At 58.1% G+C, this 15961-nt stretch carries 22 protein-coding genes and 1 tRNA gene; 11 read left to right on the top strand and 12 right to left on the bottom strand.

Annotated features, from left to right (window positions below; all coding sequences use genetic code 11):
• Window positions 1-14: 14 nt before the first annotated feature.
• The 5 genes from REH34_RS23510 (at window position 15) to REH34_RS23490 (ending at window position 3686) form a co-directional block, all read left to right on the top strand.
• Entirely contained in the window at window positions 15-332 is a 318-nt protein-coding gene (locus REH34_RS23510; protein ID WP_311969312.1) for a DUF4406 domain-containing protein, read from the top strand.
• A 488-nt stretch (window positions 333-820) separates the two neighbouring features.
• Complete coding sequence (locus tag REH34_RS23505; protein ID WP_311972146.1) at window positions 821-1093, top strand: hypothetical protein; 273 nt, start codon at window positions 821-823, stop codon at window positions 1091-1093.
• Entirely contained in the window at window positions 1090-1761 is a 672-nt protein-coding gene (locus tag REH34_RS23500; RefSeq protein WP_311969311.1) for a hypothetical protein, read from the top strand. The genes REH34_RS23505 and REH34_RS23500 overlap by 4 nt, the downstream gene beginning before the upstream one ends.
• A gap of 606 nt (window positions 1762-2367) precedes the next feature.
• Window positions 2368-2580 (top strand): hypothetical protein, encoded by a 213-nt coding sequence (locus REH34_RS23495; protein WP_311969310.1) that lies wholly within the window; start codon window positions 2368-2370, stop codon window positions 2578-2580.
• The gene (locus REH34_RS23490; RefSeq protein ID WP_311969309.1) at window positions 2580-3686 is read left to right on the top strand and encodes a tyrosine-type recombinase/integrase; all 1107 of its coding nucleotides are present in this window, start codon (window positions 2580-2582) and stop codon (window positions 3684-3686) included. The genes REH34_RS23495 and REH34_RS23490 overlap by 1 nt, the downstream gene beginning before the upstream one ends.
• A 90-nt stretch (window positions 3687-3776) precedes the next feature.
• Here the strand turns inward: REH34_RS23490 and REH34_RS23485 are convergent.
• From REH34_RS23485 to thrS, 9 genes are all read right to left on the bottom strand, one after another.
• Window positions 3777-3853: transfer RNA gene (locus tag REH34_RS23485), tRNA-Pro, on the bottom strand.
• A gap of 119 nt (window positions 3854-3972) precedes the next feature.
• On the bottom strand, window positions 3973-4329 hold the full coding sequence (locus REH34_RS23480) for a MerR family transcriptional regulator (protein WP_226503624.1): 357 nt from the start codon (window positions 4327-4329) through the stop codon (window positions 3973-3975).
• Window positions 4310-4612 carry an integration host factor subunit alpha gene (gene ihfA / locus REH34_RS23475; RefSeq protein ID WP_002553164.1) on the bottom strand — a complete coding sequence of 101 codons (303 nt, stop codon included), beginning with the start codon at window positions 4610-4612 and terminating at the stop codon, window positions 4310-4312. Before ihfA ends, REH34_RS23480 begins: the two co-directional genes overlap by 20 nt.
• Before the next feature lie 3 nt (window positions 4613-4615).
• Window positions 4616-6994, bottom strand: a complete 2379-nt coding sequence (pheT, locus tag REH34_RS23470) for a phenylalanine--tRNA ligase subunit beta (RefSeq protein WP_226503623.1) — start codon at window positions 6992-6994, stop codon at window positions 4616-4618.
• A 27-nt stretch (window positions 6995-7021) separates the two neighbouring features.
• Window positions 7022-8038 carry a phenylalanine--tRNA ligase subunit alpha gene (gene pheS, locus REH34_RS23465; protein ID WP_226503622.1) on the bottom strand — a complete coding sequence of 339 codons (1017 nt, stop codon included), beginning with the start codon at window positions 8036-8038 and terminating at the stop codon, window positions 7022-7024.
• A gap of 108 nt (window positions 8039-8146) precedes the next feature.
• Window positions 8147-8503 (bottom strand): 50S ribosomal protein L20, encoded by a 357-nt coding sequence (rplT, locus tag REH34_RS23460; protein ID WP_002553161.1) that lies wholly within the window; start codon window positions 8501-8503, stop codon window positions 8147-8149.
• 29 nt (window positions 8504-8532) lie between these two features.
• Complete coding sequence (gene rpmI, locus REH34_RS23455) at window positions 8533-8727, bottom strand: 50S ribosomal protein L35 (protein WP_002553160.1); 195 nt, start codon at window positions 8725-8727, stop codon at window positions 8533-8535.
• A gap of 60 nt (window positions 8728-8787) precedes the next feature.
• Complete coding sequence (infC, locus tag REH34_RS23450; RefSeq protein WP_226503711.1) at window positions 8788-9339, bottom strand: translation initiation factor IF-3; 552 nt, start codon at window positions 9337-9339, stop codon at window positions 8788-8790.
• The gene (gene thrS, locus REH34_RS23445) at window positions 9339-11261 is read right to left on the bottom strand and encodes a threonine--tRNA ligase (protein ID WP_311969308.1); all 1923 of its coding nucleotides are present in this window, start codon (window positions 11259-11261) and stop codon (window positions 9339-9341) included. Before thrS ends, infC begins: the two co-directional genes overlap by 1 nt.
• A gap of 380 nt (window positions 11262-11641) precedes the next feature.
• On the opposite strand from thrS, the gene REH34_RS23440 reads away from it, so the two are divergent.
• Both REH34_RS23440 and REH34_RS23435 read left to right on the top strand, forming a co-directional pair.
• Window positions 11642-11941 (top strand): hypothetical protein, encoded by a 300-nt coding sequence (locus REH34_RS23440; RefSeq protein ID WP_226503619.1) that lies wholly within the window; start codon window positions 11642-11644, stop codon window positions 11939-11941.
• 289 nt (window positions 11942-12230) lie between these two features.
• On the top strand, window positions 12231-12443 hold the full coding sequence (locus tag REH34_RS23435; protein WP_003234260.1) for a cold-shock protein: 213 nt from the start codon (window positions 12231-12233) through the stop codon (window positions 12441-12443).
• An 87-nt stretch (window positions 12444-12530) separates the two neighbouring features.
• Here the strand turns inward: REH34_RS23435 and REH34_RS23430 are convergent, their stop codons facing one another.
• Together REH34_RS23430 and REH34_RS23425 are read right to left on the bottom strand one after the other, a co-directional pair.
• Entirely contained in the window at window positions 12531-12860 is a 330-nt protein-coding gene (locus REH34_RS23430; protein WP_409373166.1) for an I78 family peptidase inhibitor, read from the bottom strand.
• A gap of 139 nt (window positions 12861-12999) precedes the next feature.
• Entirely contained in the window at window positions 13000-13305 is a 306-nt protein-coding gene (locus REH34_RS23425; protein ID WP_226503709.1) for a hypothetical protein, read from the bottom strand.
• 191 nt (window positions 13306-13496) lie between these two features.
• Between REH34_RS23425 and REH34_RS23420 the strand changes: the two genes are divergently transcribed.
• The 4 genes from REH34_RS23420 to REH34_RS23405 all read left to right on the top strand — a co-directional run bounded on the left by REH34_RS23420 (window position 13497) and on the right by REH34_RS23405 (window position 15483).
• Window positions 13497-13727: a hypothetical protein gene (locus REH34_RS23420; protein WP_311969306.1), complete on the top strand. Its 231-nt coding sequence runs from the start codon at window positions 13497-13499 to the stop codon at window positions 13725-13727.
• A 254-nt stretch (window positions 13728-13981) separates the two neighbouring features.
• Window positions 13982-14182: a DUF1654 domain-containing protein gene (locus REH34_RS23415; RefSeq protein WP_226503708.1), complete on the top strand. Its 201-nt coding sequence runs from the start codon at window positions 13982-13984 to the stop codon at window positions 14180-14182.
• Between the two features lie 53 nt (window positions 14183-14235).
• Entirely contained in the window at window positions 14236-15078 is an 843-nt protein-coding gene (locus REH34_RS23410) for an endonuclease/exonuclease/phosphatase family protein (RefSeq protein WP_311969305.1), read from the top strand.
• A gap of 9 nt (window positions 15079-15087) precedes the next feature.
• Complete coding sequence (locus REH34_RS23405) at window positions 15088-15483, top strand: hypothetical protein (RefSeq protein WP_311969304.1); 396 nt, start codon at window positions 15088-15090, stop codon at window positions 15481-15483.
• Here the strand turns inward: REH34_RS23405 and REH34_RS23400 are convergent.
• Window positions 15477-15932: a flavin reductase gene (locus REH34_RS23400; protein WP_311972145.1), complete on the bottom strand. Its 456-nt coding sequence runs from the start codon at window positions 15930-15932 to the stop codon at window positions 15477-15479. The genes REH34_RS23405 and REH34_RS23400 overlap by 7 nt on opposite strands.
• Between the last annotated feature and the right edge of the window lie 29 nt (window positions 15933-15961).

Below are 15961 nucleotides of genomic sequence, written 5' to 3'. Positions count from 1 at the left end.
GACCCGGAGCGAATATGACCCGAATTTACGTTTGCGGCCCGATGACGGGCCTTCCCGAACTCAACTACCCCGCCTTCGCTGCCGAAGCAGCGCGCCTCCGGGCCCTGGGTTATGAAGTGGTCAGCCCTGCCGAGATCAACCCCAGCGGCGGTATCTGGCAAGAATGCATGAAGAAGGACATTGCGCAGCTGATGACCTGCGACCTGCTGGCCAAGCTGCCAGGCTGGATCGACTCACGTGGCGCCCGGCTGGAAATCCTACTGGCCCAGCAGCTCGAAATCAAAGTGGCCATAGCCAGCAGTATCACAGAGCAGTGCGCGGAGGCTGCATGACCCTGCTCCCCTACCTCGGCGCCTGGTTCGCCGCCTCATGCATCGCCGGCCCGCTCATAGGGCGCGCCATTCGCCATTCTGCAGTCGTCGCCCGATAACTCCAGATCAACACCCCCTTCTAATTTGTCTGCCGCTTTGGCGGTGAGGTATTCGCTATGCCTGAAGAAAATTCGCAGCGTCTCAATAGCGCCGCGCGCGACGTCATTGCTGAGCGTCTTCGCCAAGTGTCCAGCGAAGGTTATTCACTATTTCGCGACGACATTTATATCAATGGCCAGATGGCCGATGCGGCAGCCGCTTACGCTACGTGCGCCGGTCAGCCCAGAAGCATGACGACCCTTTGGCCATGGGGTGCGGAAACATTCAAGCCCGGTAGCGACCGTCGGCGCGACCTGGTGAAGGCGGCGGCCCTACTTTTGGCAGAGATCGAGCGACTCGACCGGCTGCCGCTGATCAAGCACTGGCCAGTGCGGCGAGATGAGAACGGCATGTTTCAACACCCGGACATGCCCGACTTCGAAGAAGGTGACGGCGCCAAGTGCAAGGCGTGGATCGCCGAACAGAGTTTGGAAGTGGCGATGGTTGAGCTCGAATACCACAGCGACGAGACAATTTCAGAGCGTTACTTCGAGGCGGGCGATCCAGACTGCAGCTACTGGGAGCCCGATCGCCCCGATGGTAAAGGCTGGTTCTGCCTCGCGATCCATGATTCCGATGAAGGCCCCGTCTGCTGGTGGGCTCGCCGAGTGGTGACGCCATGACCCAGCCCAAAGAACGCCCCATCCTGTTCTCGGCACCGATGGTGCGCGCCATCCTGGAAGGTCGAAAGACGGTCACGCGCCGCGTGTTAAAGGTGCAGCCGCATATCGATGCAAGCGGGAATTTGTGTGTAGGGCAGTACAACTACGGCCAGGACCTGGACCGCACACCGATGACGAAGCACTTCGTCAAGAGTCATTACCCATACGGCCAGCCCGGTGACCGGCTGTGGGTGCGCGAGACTTGGTTGCCAGATCCAGATGCCGACCACGCTGCATGGTATGGCCATACCGAGACTTACTACAGCTGGGCTGGCTGCGGCAGCAAAATCAAGGATGTACCGCCAGCACTGCAAAATCCTGGGCAATGCCTTTACCGAGAGGGATGGGGAGGCGGCGGCATGATGTGGCGGCCCAGCATCCACATGCCGCGCTGGGCCAGCCGCATCTTCCTGGAGATCACCGACGTGCGCGTTGAGCGGCTGCAGGCCATCAGCAGGGCCGATATTCGTGCCGAAGGCCTGGAGTGCCCGTCGGAACTCGCAAGCGACGACGTCTCACCAAACTATCGAGACTGGTATCCGGCTGCATGTCGGGGCCTGTGGGAGGCAACCGGCGGCGACTGGGTCTCGAACCCGTGGGTTTGGGTCATCGAGTTTCGCAAACTCTAATGGGGGAGTGTGCAGCCGCTACTGAGGCGCGGAAGAACGCCACAAGGTGATTCAGACAGTTGATAACGTGACCTGCCTGGGTTTCCGCTGTGTCTGGGAAAATAAATACGCCAACCATTTTTGGAATGCTTGGTGCTGACGCGTTCGGGCCGCCTGCCAGACGGCCGTGGTCACCGACTCCACCGGTAAACACATCATTTCCACGGTAGAGTCTTGTAATTCCTCGAGCAGGCATCGGCTACCGTAGTCTACTAATACACCATTGAGCATCACGAACCCCGCCTTCTGTTGTATGGACTCTTCGGACCTACGTTTCGAACTTAAATTCCCCAGCCCAGACGTTCCCTGACTACTCGAATCCATAGTCTATGGATCCGACTGTATGGCGACGCGTCGTTGTTCCGTATGCGCGAAAGCAAAACTCTGCAATCGGAGCACGCCCCGCTGCGAGCTCGGGGCGACCTACAGTCCGCTGAGAAAACACCAAATATCCATTGGGCTGTGGATCGAGTTGCAACCTACCGCAACCCCGCCGCCGAACTTATCCCAGTTCATTTGTGAACTATTAACCCCTTCTGCCGCCACTGGGCGGCTACCAGGTGCACGATGAAAAAAGAACTGATCAAGATCAGCGAGTTTCAGCGCCGCAAGTGGGGGGAGAACGGCACCCCGCTCTGCTCTCAGGCGATCCGCAACTACCTGCGCGACCGGAAGATCCCCGGCGAGCGCATCGGAAATATCTGGTACGTTGACTGGGCCGCTTACCTGCGGCTGACGGGTAACCCCTTGGTCGACATGGTGATGAAAGGAGCCGCCTGATGGTGCCGCGCCCGCGCAACAAGGCCAACAAGGGCTTGCCGGTGAACCTGTACTTCGATGCGCGCCGGGGCTCGTATCGCTACCGGCGGCCCACGGACGGCAAATGGTTTCAGTTTGGCGCCGACCGCGCGCGCGCGATCGACGCCGCCCAGCAACTGAACCTGACATTCCTGCGCGGCGGTGACTTGGTATCCGCCGTGCTGGACGAACACAGCATCACCCTCGGCGGATTCCTCGACGACTACGAAAGCAAGGTGCTGCCGCAGCGCGAGCTCGCCCAGGCCACGCTCGACCTGTACAAAGTCCGCTTCAAGCAGATCCGCGCAGCGCTGGGGAGCATGGTCATTGATCGAATCACCATCCGCATGGTGGCTGAGTTCCTTGAGCCGCTCACGGCACGCTCGGCGAACCAGGCGCGCGCCCTGCTCGCCGACGTGTTCACGCATGCGGCCGCCAAAGGCCTGTGCCCCGATAACCCGGCCGCCAGCACCATTCCCAAGATCGAGAAGAAGCAGCGCAAGCGCCATACGGTCGATGGTCTGACTGCCATTCGAGGCAAGACCCCGCTGTGGCTTCAGAACGCGATCGACCTGGCGTTGATCACCGCCCAGCGCCGTGGCGACATTCTCGACATGAAATTTGAAGACGCCCGGGATGGCTTCCTGTTCGTGGTGCAGAACAAAACGGCCAAGGCGGCCGACGCGGGCTGGCTCAAGATCAAGATCACGCCTCAATTGCAGGCCGTGCTCACCCGGTGCCGTGATGACGTGCTATCGCCCTACCTGGTCCACCGCCGGCCCGAACGGAAGAAAAAGCGCGAGGGAAAGGACCACTGGACCAAGGTCGACGAGCGATTCCTGACCAGGGCGTTCAAGGATGCGCGCGAGGCGGCGGGTTGCTACAAGGGATGGAAAGAGGAAGAGTTGCCAGGCTTTCACGAGATCCGCGCCCTGTCGCTGCACCTGTACAAGCGCGCCGGAAAGGACGGGCAGAAGATAGCTGGTCATGCCAGCGAGGAGATGACGCGCAACTATCAGCGGGATCACGCGGACGTGGTCTGGTCTGAGGTCGAAGCGGACTTGGATATCAGCGGTATTGCGGGATAGTTTTGCGCCAGTTTTGCGCATATTTTGCGCGGGCACAAAAAAGCCACTTTCAAGAAGTGGCTTAAGTGTCTGATTTTACTCAGGAATAAATGGTCGGGACGGAGTGATTCGAACACTCGACCCCTTGCACCCCATGCAAGTGCGCTACCGGGCTGCGCTACGCCCCGACCGAGCGTAACTCTTACAATCAAGCCCTGAAACCTTAGCTCCAAAGCCGCTCCCAAACCACTGAAAGCGCGAAAAATATACCTTAACCATTTGAAATATGGAAGGATTTTTTCCGGATTTATTTCTTCAGCACCGACAGCACATCTTCAAGTTCCGAGATGGTCTGGCGGATCAGTTGCTTGTATTGATTGCTGTCGTCCTTGGCTTCATCACCCGACAAGCGCAAACGAGCACCGCCGATGGTGAAACCTTGTTCGTACAACAAACCACGGATCTGACGGATCATCAACACATCCTGGCGCTGATAATACCGGCGGTTGCCGCGGCGCTTTACCGGGTTGAGTTGAGGGAATTCCTGCTCCCAATACCGCAGTACGTGGGGCTTGACCGCGCACAAGTCGCTAACTTCACCAATGGTGAAGTAGCGCTTGCCAGGGATCGGCGGGAGTTCGTCGTTATGACTTGGTTCCAGCATATGCCTCAACTCGGGCCTTCAACTTCTGCCCTGGACGAAAGGTGACCACACGGCGAGCCGTGATCGGGATTTCTTCTCCCGTTTTTGGATTGCGGCCAGGCCGCTGGCGTTTGTCGCGCAAGTCAAAATTGCCAAAACCGGACAATTTGACTTGCTCGTTATCTTCGAGAGCGTGCCTGATTTCCTCAAAAAACAGTTCGACCAATTCCTTGGCCTCCCGTTTATTCAGGCCCAGCTCCTCATAAAGACGTTCCGCCATTTCAGCTTTCGTCAGAGCCCCCATGCGCTACTTCCTTAACGTGGCGTTCAACCTTTGTTCGAGCGAGGTGAGGATGTCTTGCGTCGTGGAGTTCACCTCATCGTCATTAAGAGTGCGCGATGGATGCTGCCAGGTCAAGCCAACTGCAAGGCTTTTTCTATGCGGATCAATACCTTTACCCTGGTAGACGTCAAACAGCCTGAGGTCTGTCAGCCATTCACCGGCCTTTTCACGAATCACATCCAGTACCGCGCTGGCTGGCACATCGCGATCAGCTACGAGCGCCAGGTCACGACGCACTTCCGGGAAGCGCGAAAGTTCATGGAATTTAGGCAGCCGGCCCACAGCCACTTCAGCCAATATCACTTCAAACAGGAATACCGGACGATCCAGCCCCAGGCCCTTCACCAGCTCTGGATGCAGTGCGCCCAGATAGCCAACTTCGCGGCCGTCACGCTCGATACGAGCGGTCTGGCCGGGGTGCAGTGCTGGGTGCTTGCCGGGCGTGAAGGTGAATTCATCCAGTGCACCGGCAAAGCCGAGCACCGCTTCCAGATCCGCCTTCACATCGAAGAAATCGATGCCATCGCGACCTTGCGCCCAGCCTTCCGGCAGACGCGAACCGCAGACCACACCGGCCAGCATCGGCTCTTGCTTGAGGCCCTCGAGCTGGCCCACAAAGCGCAGGCCACTCTCGAACAGCCGCACACGATCCTGCTGACGATTGAGGTTGTGCTGCAATGCCTTGACCAGGCCCGGCCACAGCGACGAGCGCATCGCCGCCATGTCGGCAGAAATCGGGTTCGCTAACAGCAGCGGTTCAACGCCTGGGTTGAACAGCTCGAACCACTTCGGATCGATGAAACTATAAGTGATTGCTTCCTGATAGCCACGCGCAACCAACAGGCGGCGCAGCAGCGGCAAGTCGCCAGCAGCTTCTGCTTTGGCTTGCGGGGCCAAACGCGCTTGCGGGTAACGGACCGGGAGGTGGTTGTAACCGTGCAGACGGGCCAGCTCTTCGATCAGATCGACTTCCAGGCTGATATCGAAACGATGGCTTGGTACGCCGACGAGCCATTGGCCTTCACCCTGAGAAGCAAGGGTCAAACCCAGGCCCTTCAGGTGGCGTTCGATATCTGCGGCCGGGAACTCCATGCCGAGCATCTGGCTGACGCGTTCGGCGCGCAGCAGCACAGGCTCGATCTTTGGCAAGTGGCTTTCGCTGACCACTTCGATGATCGGACCAGGCTCACCACCCGTGATTTCCAGCAGCAGGCCAGTGGCGCGCTCCATAGCTTCACGGGTCAGCTGCGAATCGACGCCACGCTCGAAACGATGCGAGGCATCGGTGTGCAGCCCGTAGGAACGAGCCTTGCCGGCGACGGAAATCGGCTCGAAGAAGGCGCACTCAAGGAAGATGTCCCGGGTCTTGCCCGAGGTACCGCTGTGCTCACCACCCATCACGCCAGCGATGCCAAGAGCACGGCTATGGTCGGCGATGACCAGGGTATCGCTGCGCAGGGTGACTTCCTGGCCGTCGAGCAAGACCAGCTTTTCACCCTCTTCTGCCATACGCACCCGAATACCGCCGTCGATTTCGGCGAGGTCGTAGGCGTGCATCGGCTGGCCGAGCTCGAGCATCACGTAGTTGGTGATGTCGACCGCGGCATCGATGCTGCGCACGTCGCTACGGCGCAGACGCTCGACCATCCACAGTGGCGTAGGCTTGGCCAGATCGACGTTGCGGATCACACGGCCGAGGAATCGCGGGCATGCGGCTGGCGCGACGACTTCAACGGAGCGGACTTCGTCGCTGACCGGGGCCACAGTGGCCACCACTGGACGAGTTACAGGCGAGTTGTACAAGGCGCCGACTTCACGAGCCAGGCCTGCCAAGGACAGGCAATCGCCGCGGTTCGGGGTCAGGTCGACCTCGATGCTAACGTCGTCAAGCTGCAGGTACACACGCAGATCTTCGCCCACCGGTGCATCGACCGGCAGCTCCATCAGACCGTCATTGCCCTCGCCCACTTGCAGCTCGGACTGCGAGCAGAGCATGCCGTTGGACTCGACACCACGCAGCTTGGCCTTCTTGATCTTGAAGTCGCCTGGCAGCTCGGCACCGATCTTGGCGAACGGAATTTTCAGGCCCGGGCGCACATTGGGCGCTCCGCACACGACCTGGAACGTCTCTGCGCCATCGCTGACCTGGCACACACGCAATTTATCGGCATCGGGGTGCTGCTCGGTTGAAAGCACTTCGCCGACCACCACGCCACTGAAAACGCCCGCGGCCGGGGTCACGCTGTCGACCTCCAGGCCGGCCATGGACAGACGCGCCACCAGCTCGTCCCGGGACACTTGCGGGCTTACCCAGCCACGCAGCCATTGTTCACTGAATTTCATCCTGCTCTCCTGAAAGATTCGTTACGGCTAGCGAAATTGCGCGAGGAACCGCAAGTCGTTGTCGAAGAACAGGCGCAAGTCATTGACGCCGTAACGCAGCATGGCCAGCCGTTCGGCGCCCATACCGAAAGCAAACCCCTGGAACTCTTCAGGGTCGATACCGGACATGCGCAGCACATTCGGGTGCACCATGCCGCAGCCCATGACTTCGAGCCAACCGGTCTGTTTGCAGACCCGGCAGCCTTTGCCACTGCACATCACGCACTGGATATCGACTTCAGCCGAAGGCTCGGTGAAGGGGAAGAAGGACGGACGGAAACGCACCGCCAGTTCCTTTTCGAAGAACACCCGCAGGAATTCTTCGATGGTGCCTTTCAAGTCCGCGAAATTGATATCGCGGTCGATCAGCAGTCCCTCGACCTGATGGAACATCGGCGAGTGGGTAATATCCGAGTCGCAACGGTACACGCGACCTGGGCACACGACCCGGATCGGCGGCTTCTGCGACTCCATGGTCCGCGCCTGCACCGGAGAGGTGTGGGTACGCAGCAACATGTTGGCATTGAAATAGAAGGTGTCATGCATCGCACGGGCCGGGTGATGGCCTGGGATGTTGAGCGCTTCAAAGTTGTGGTAGTCGTCTTCGACCTCAGGGCCTTCGGCAATGCCGTAGCCTATGTGAGTGAAGAACTGCTCGATACGCTCGAGGGTACGGGTCACCGGATGCAGACCACCTGAGGTCTGACCGCGGCCCGGCAGGGTCACGTCGATCTGCTCGGCAGCGAGCTTGGCACTCAGCTCGGCTTCTTCGAACGCAGCCATTCGCGTGTTAAGGACTTCTGTGACACGTTCCTTGGCATCGTTGATCAGCGCGCCGACTTTCGGACGCTCATCTGCCGGCAAATTGCCCAGGGTCTTCATCACCTGAGTCAGCTCGCCCTTCTTGCCGAGGAATTGAACCCGGATCTGCTCCAGGGCATTGATGTCTTCAGCGTGTTGCACGGCCTCCAGAGCTTGAGAGACCAGCGCATCCAGGTTTTCCATGTACAGACTCCAGATACAAAATAGGGGAAGAGCTAAAGGCTCTTCCCCTATTTATGACGTTTAACACCGTCGAGCGCCGAAGCGCTCGCCAGTGATTGTCGTGGGTACTTAGGCCAAGGTGGCTTTAGCTTTCTCGACAATCGCAGCAAACGCCGCTTTTTCGTTCACAGCCAGATCAGCCAGAACCTTACGGTCGATCTCGATGGAAGCTTTTTTCAGGCCAGCGATGAAACGGCTGTAGGACAGACCGTTAACACGAGCACCAGCATTGATACGAGCGATCCACAGAGCGCGGAACTGACGTTTTTTCTGACGACGGTCGCGGTAGGCGTATTGGCCTGCCTTGATGACCGCTTGTTTGGCTACACGGAATACGCGCGAACGAGCGCCGTAGTAACCTTTAGCCAGTTTCAGAATCTTTTTGTGACGCTTACGGGCAATGACGCCACGCTTTACACGAGCCATGAGTAAATTCCTCTATTCTTAACCAAAAATTAACGAAGGCGCAGCATGCGCTCGACTTTTGCAACGTCAGACGGATGCAGCAGGCTGCTTCCGCGCAATTGACGCTTACGCTTGGTCGACATTTTGGTCAGGATGTGGCTCTTGAAAGCGTGCTTGTGCTTGATGCCGTTGGCGGTTTTCAAAAACCGCTTAGCTGCACCGCTTTTAGTCTTCATCTTTGGCATGTTCGGATACTCCGCATTCAGTTGATAAACATAACCGCAAGGCCTGCCGTGCCCTGGTGGTTATTTCTTTTTCTTGGGGGCGATGACCATGATCAGCTGGCGTCCTTCCATCTTCGGCATCTGTTCAACGGAACCGTACTCCAGCAGATCTTGTTCGACCCGCTTGAGCAGTTCCATGCCCAGCTCCTGATGCGCCATCTCACGACCGCGAAATCTCAAGGAAATCTTGGCCCTGTCCCCATCACTCAGGAAACGTACCAGGTTGCGAAGTTTTACCTGGTAATCCCCTTCCTCCGTCCCTGGACGAAACTTGATTTCTTTAACCTGAATCTGCTTCTGGTTTTTCTTCGCCGCGGCGATCTGCTTCTTTTTCTCGAAGATCGACTTGCCGTAGTCCATCACACGACAGACAGGCGGTACCGCGTCGGCAGAAATTTCTACCAGATCCAGCTTCGCTTCTTCAGCGATACGAAGCGCTTCATCAATCGAGACGATGCCAATCTGCTCGCCGTCAGCGCCAATTAACCGAACCTCGCGTGCCGAGATATTCTCGTTGATCGGGGCCTTCGGTGCAGCTCGTTTATCTTGTCTCATTTCACGCTTAATAGTAATTACTCCGAATCTTGGCGACCACGCCGGGAAACCGCTTGTGCGAGGAACTCGGTGAATTGGGCGACGGGCATGGAGCCCAGGTCTGCGCCTTCACGGGTACGCACAGCGACAGTTTGCGTTTCAACTTCACGATCTCCGATGACCAGGAGATACGGAACCTTGAGCAAAGTATGCTCGCGGATTTTAAAGCCGATCTTTTCATTTCTCAAGTCAGACTTGGCACGAAAACCGCTTTCCGTCAGATTTTTTTCCACGGACAGGGCAAAATCGGCTTGTTTATCAGTGATATTCATGATCACCGCCTGAGTCGGCGCCAGCCAGGCCGGGAATGCGCCTTCGTAGTGCTCGATCAGGATACCGATGAAGCGCTCGAACGATCCGAGGATCGCACGGTGCAGCATCACAGGATGCTTGCGGCTGTTGTCTTCGGACACGTATTCGGCGTCCAGACGGATCGGCAAGTTGAAATCGAGCTGCAGTGTACCGCACTGCCACACTCGACCGAGACAATCCTTCAGCGAAAATTCGATTTTCGGGCCGTAGAAGGCGCCCTCGCCGGGCTGCAGGTCGTACGGCAGGCCAGCATGATCCAACGCAGCGGCCAATGCCGACTCGGCGCGATCCCACAATTCATCGGAACCAACGCGCTTTTCAGGGCGAGTAGACAGCTTGAGCTGAATGTCCTTGAAACCAAAATCGGAATAGACGTCCATGGTCAGCTTGATGAACGCCGCCGATTCGGATTGCATCTGCTCTTCAGTGCAGAAGATGTGGGCGTCGTCCTGGACGAAGCCACGCACACGCATGATGCCGTGCAGCGCGCCTGAAGGCTCGTTGCGGTGGCAGGCGCCGAACTCGGCCAAGCGCAACGGCAGCTCGCGGTAGCTCTTCAGGCCCTGGTTGAACACCTGCACGTGGCAAGGGCAGTTCATCGGCTTGATGGCGTAGTCGCGGCTCTCGGACTCAGTCGTGAACATGTTCTCGGCGTAGTTGGCCCAGTGCCCGGAGCGCTCCCACAGACTGCGATCGACCACTTGCGGGGTCTTGATCTCGAGGTAGCCGTTTTCACGCTGCACCTTGCGCATGTACTGCTCAAGCACCTGGTACACCGTCCAGCCTTGAGGATGCCAGAACACCATGCCTGGCGCTTCTTCCTGGAGATGGAAGAGGTTCAGGCGCTTGCCCAGCTTGCGATGATCACGCTTTTCGGCTTCTTCGATGCGCTGAATGTAGGCGGCCAGCTGCTTCTTGTCCGCCCAGGCAGTGCCGTAGACGCGTTGCAGCTGTTCATTCTTGGCGTCGCCGCGCCAGTAGGCGCCGGACAGCTTGGTCAACTTGAACGACTTGAGAAAACGGGTGTTCGGCACGTGCGGACCGCGGCACATGTCGACGTATTCTTCGTGGTAGTACAGGCCCATGTTCTGCTCATCGGGCATGTCTTCGACAAGGCGCAGCTTGTACTCTTCGCCACGCGCCTTGAACACTTCGATGACTTCGGCGCGCGGGGTGACCTTCTTGATCACGTCGTAGTCGTGATCGATCAGCTCGCGCATGCGCGCTTCGATAGCGGCCATGTCGTCGGGGGTGAAAGGGCGCTCGAAGGCGATGTCGTAATAGAAGCCTTCGTCGATGACCGGGCCGATGACCATCTTGGCGGTCGGATACAGCTGCTTGACCGCATGGCCAACCAGGTGAGCGCAAGAGTGGCGAATGATCTCCAGCCCCTCCTGGTCCTTCGGCGTGATGATCTGCAGGCTGGCATCGCCCTGGATCAGATCACAGGCATCGACCAGCTTGCCGTCGACCTTGCCGGCAACGGTGGCCTTGGCCAGACCGGCGCCAATGGAAGCGGCAACGTCTGCAACAGACACTGCGTGGTCGAACGAACGTTGACTACCGTCGGGAAGAGTAATGGTGGGCATGGCGCCTCCTCTCCTAGTGGTGACCCCTACCAAAGGTCACGTGGGTTGGGATGAGCCAGTACAAGATCCGCATCGGGCCTGCTTGATGGCAAACGCCTGCCTCACAGTGGCAGTTGTCGCCAAGCCCAACGAGTACGAACCAGAGTGACTGGATGGTGCGAAAAAGGGTTAAGCCCGCAACAGAACGGTGCCTTGCGGCGCCCCAGAGCGTTGCGGGAGGCCATCCTAGCATAGATAGAGGCGCGGATTGCGCGCAGGTGTTGTTACAAGGCGCCACAACAGTGCAAAAAGCCGCCGCACGGTGAACTTGCGCGCCACTGCCTGGTTCTGATGTGTTGAATAATCCTCACCATCCTTATCGATAACAAGGAGCACTTCGCATGCGTCTTCAGTCCCTCATCACCCTGACCGCCCTCGCCGCCATTCTGCCATTCGCCAGCGCCCAGGCGGGCACGTGGCCAGCGGGCACCAAGGACACTTTCCTGAAACAGTGCGAGGACACCGCTGGCCAGCACGTATCTGCCGCCATCGCCAAGCAGCATTGCACCTGCAGCGCCGATGCCATCGCCAAGAAACTCAGCGATGCTGACATAAAAGCGTTGACGGGGCCGACCGCCCCCAGCGAAGAGTTGCAGGGCAGAATGATGGCTGCCGTGAGCGCCTGCCAAGTACAAAAATAGCCCGCATGGGGCGCAAAAATGGCTTTTTGCGCCCGATTGCAGACAAAAAACTGCCCTGTAGAGATTTTTTTTAAATAATTTACGGGTTTTTTTTCACCCTCGGTCGATCGTCAACCCCCTGTAAAATAAGGGCTATTCGCAAAACCTAGGTGCCGACAGAGTGATTACGCTTCGCAAATACTGCATTCAGGGAGCTACACAGCCGGCATTTAGACTATGATAGCTCGGTGTGCCCAGTTGGCCTGAGCAGCACAGCACTACTGAATATTATGTTTCTTGGAGATTCACCATGTCTAATCGCCAAACCGGCACCGTAAAGTGGTTCAACGATGAGAAAGGCTTCGGCTTCATCACTCCTCAAGGTGGCGGTGACGACCTGTTCGTTCATTTCAAAGCTATCGAATCCGACGGTTTCAAAAGCCTGAAAGAAGGCCAGACTGTTTCCTTCGTGGCCGAGAAAGGTCAGAAAGGTATGCAGGCTGCTCAGGTTCGCGGCGAGTAATCTCCCCGAAACTGAAAAAACCCGTCTTCGGACGGGTTTTTTTATGCTTGTAATTTACCTAAAACTCTTCCAGGGCCGGTCTTTCGATCAACCGCAGTTGACGCGTGCCACCACGCCCTGAGCGTCGACATTGAGATTCAAGCGCTCCGAGCGATACTCCAAAGTCATGATGTCCCCAGGCCGAAGAATACGTGCCGTTTGCGCTCCCGAGCGTTGCTGAGCCTGTTGCAGCAAAGCCGAACTGGCCATCTGGCCCACGGCGAATTTTGCCAGGTCGGAATCGCAGCGGCCATCAGTCGCTACGACCGGCGCGGATGCAGGATCGGCAACCGGCGACTTGTCGGCCCCCCCGGTAGAGCAGCCAGCCAACGCCAGTACCGCGAGCAAGGGAAGGGATGAAACGCGCATGCAGGGCATGAAGCCTCCTAGAGTGAAATTTGCCTTTCGTGCGACAACATCACTGCCGTCATGTTGCAAAAGGCCCCAATTTTGCCCGAGATAGACGCCTTGCATGACGGCGCAATCGTGTCAGGATGTTTACCAACCCCGCAAGAACTCAATAGACATCGATGTAGTCTTGCCCGGGATTGGTCCAGTGCTCACGCAGCGCGTTGAAGATCTGCCGCACCCATACCTCATCACACGCCGCAACCTCACCGACACAGCCGGACCCCGCCGACCAGGTCTCAAAGCGAAAGCACAATCCTTCGATCGCCGCCCCACCTATCGCATCGACAGAAAGATAGGCCATCCCCGCCGAACTGACCCGCAGCTGGTTGTGCACCGAATCCTGGCCGCTGGCGATCAATAGACGGACCGCCGACTCGGTAAATTGGTCAGGCTCTTTGAGATCGATCTGCACGACAGTTTTCCTGAATTCAAAAAGCCCCAAGTGTGGCATGTCGTCGGCGTGATGCCCACGTGCAGGTGCGAAACCTTGCGCAAAATGGTTTACTGCACCCATCGGATCGGCATGGCCGCGCCACGCCACCCAGCGCCCCAAGGCCTCGGCCACAAGGCACCGCCACGCACAGCAGGCACTGCGAGAACCCCATGGCAAACGTAACCATACACTCCCGAATCGATGCGACGTGGCCTCAGGGGCAGTCCAACTACAGCCCGGGCAACCCCGAAGAACTGGCGATCATCGGTATCGACCTGCTGATTCGTGAGCTTGGTATCGAGGCCGCGCACTTGTTCGTCGGCAAGCACTTCGAACGTTATTTCGCCCAACAGCACGTGTCCCACACCCAAACCTCGGGTGAAGTCTCTCACGCGAGCTGAGCCCTCCCGCCATCTGGCGCCCGCCCATGCGAGCGCCAGGCGCTACTCCTCGATTTTCCCTATCTCCTTGTTCACCCTGTATTTTTTTCCCAACTCCTGCAGCAAAATTGCAAAATCGCTGTCTGAAGCGCTTCTTGCCCTCCTCCCTGTTGCGAAAAGTTCTGCAGTGAAATACTGTATGCACATACAGCAACCCAAGGAGCCGCTTCGTGGCGAAAACTTCTGCAGCCCCCGCTCTCAGCTCTTTTGCAGTCATGGGCACCCGCATACAAAAAATCATCAACGGCACCAACGCGCAAAAATCCAAAAGCGCGCTGATCTTCAAGCTACCGCAAGAGTCCGACGACGACTGGGGCAACCTGCTGGAAGAGATCGCTGAAAACGACAACGTCACCCTCGCCCACCGCGATGACGGCGGTGTACAGCTGTTCTGGACCGTTCCCAAGGAAGACTGAAACACGCCTTCAACGATACGGCCCGTCAATACCCTCCCGCTTTTCGGATAACCATGAAAAAGATTTTCCTGGCAGCGCTGATGCTGCTGACCCTGTCTGCCCAAGCCTTCGCCGATGTACGAATCGGCACCTGGAACCTCGAGCATCTCAGTGTCCGCCCCAACAAGGACATCCCCAGTATTGCCAAGGTCGCCCAGCACGTGGACTTTCTCGCGGTCCAGGAAGTAATGAGTGAGGAGGGCCTGCTCGCCCTCAAGAATGCCCTGGAGCAAGTCACCCACGAGAAATGGTCGATGCTCGCGTCGGATGCCTCGGGGCGCAGTTCATACAAGGAAATGTACGGTTTCGTCTGGCGCGACAGTGCAGTGACCTACCTGGACGGCGCGACCACTTACATTGACCGTCGCGATCTGTTCGCCCGAGAGCCCTTCTCGGCCCGCTTCAAATCCACGGCGGATAAAAGCGCGTTCGTTGCCGCCACCGTGCATATCGTCTACGGCAAATCCACCAAGGACCGCTCCAAGGAAATTACCGCCTTGGGTGACTACTGGGACTGGCTCGGCCAGACCTATACCAAAAAGCCAGCAATTCTGTTGATGGGCGACTTCAACACCAAACCCATATCGCCGGCCTGGGCTGATATCCGCACCCGCGCTTCGCCACTGGTCACTGACGGCGCCAGCACGCTATCGGTCAAGGATGGCAAGTTCGCCAATCTGTACGACAACATCATCGTTGCCAACGACAGCCCGATCAAAGTGAAGAGTACGCAGATCTTCAACTACCCGGCGTTCCTTGGCATGACCCACGAGAAAGCGCGCAAGACCGTGTCGGACCACGCGCCGATCTTTATGCAAGCGCAGTTCACCAATACTCTGGCGGTCGGAAAAAACTAGGAGGGATGCATGCGTTTTACAGTATTGCTGGGCGCAACGCTGTTGTGCCTAGGGGCCATGGCTTCAGCCGAAGCGAAGGACATCGCCCCTGCCGATCTCAAACTGTGCAAATGGGGGGCGGGTATCGCCGCTCAGGCGCAGCAGGCAAAACTCAGTGGCAAGACGCTTTACAGCACACGCAAGCACTTGCTGGAGAAAAAATACCCCAATCCCGCGATGAGCAAAATGGAGGTGGGCATCACTAACCAGACGTTTGCCAGCAAAAGCCGCGTCAAACCTGCCGTGGTCAGCAAGACCTACCTGGATGGCTGTATCGCCCACGAGAAGCGCCAACGCGCTGCCGCCGCCAGGTCAAAGCCCAGAGCCGAGCCGACCAAGTCCGGGGGCAGCAAGCACGCTCACTGACCGGCAGGCCCCGCATGATAGTTGCGGTCCACGTACAGCAGGCCGGGTGAATCGGCCTCGCAGAGGATCGCCACTGCCTCACAGATCAACAGGTCATGAGTACCCACCTGCAAGGTCTGCACTATCCGACAGTCGAAATTGGCAATGGCTCCGTGCAGTACCGGTGATCCGGTCTGCAAGGTGGTCCACTGCCCTTTGGCGAAGCGCTCGGCCATGGATGTCTTGCCCCCGAATACCTGCGAGATCTCCTGCTGCTGCGATGCCAGGGTGTTGACGCACAGCACGCCGTTCTGCACCACAGCGGCATACGCCGAGGCATTGCGGTTCAGGCACACCACCAAAGTCGGCGGCGTATCGGTCACGCTGCACACCGCCGTAGCGGTAAAACCGGTTTCCCCGGCCGACCCATTGCTGGTGACCACGTGCACGGCAGCTCCCAGGCGGGCCATGGCATCACGAAAGGTAGCGATGGCTACCT

Source organism: Pseudomonas baltica (assembly GCF_031880315.1).
Lineage (GTDB): Bacteria > Pseudomonadota > Gammaproteobacteria > Pseudomonadales > Pseudomonadaceae > Aquipseudomonas.
This window is presented reverse-complemented; position numbering and strand designations above follow the sequence as displayed.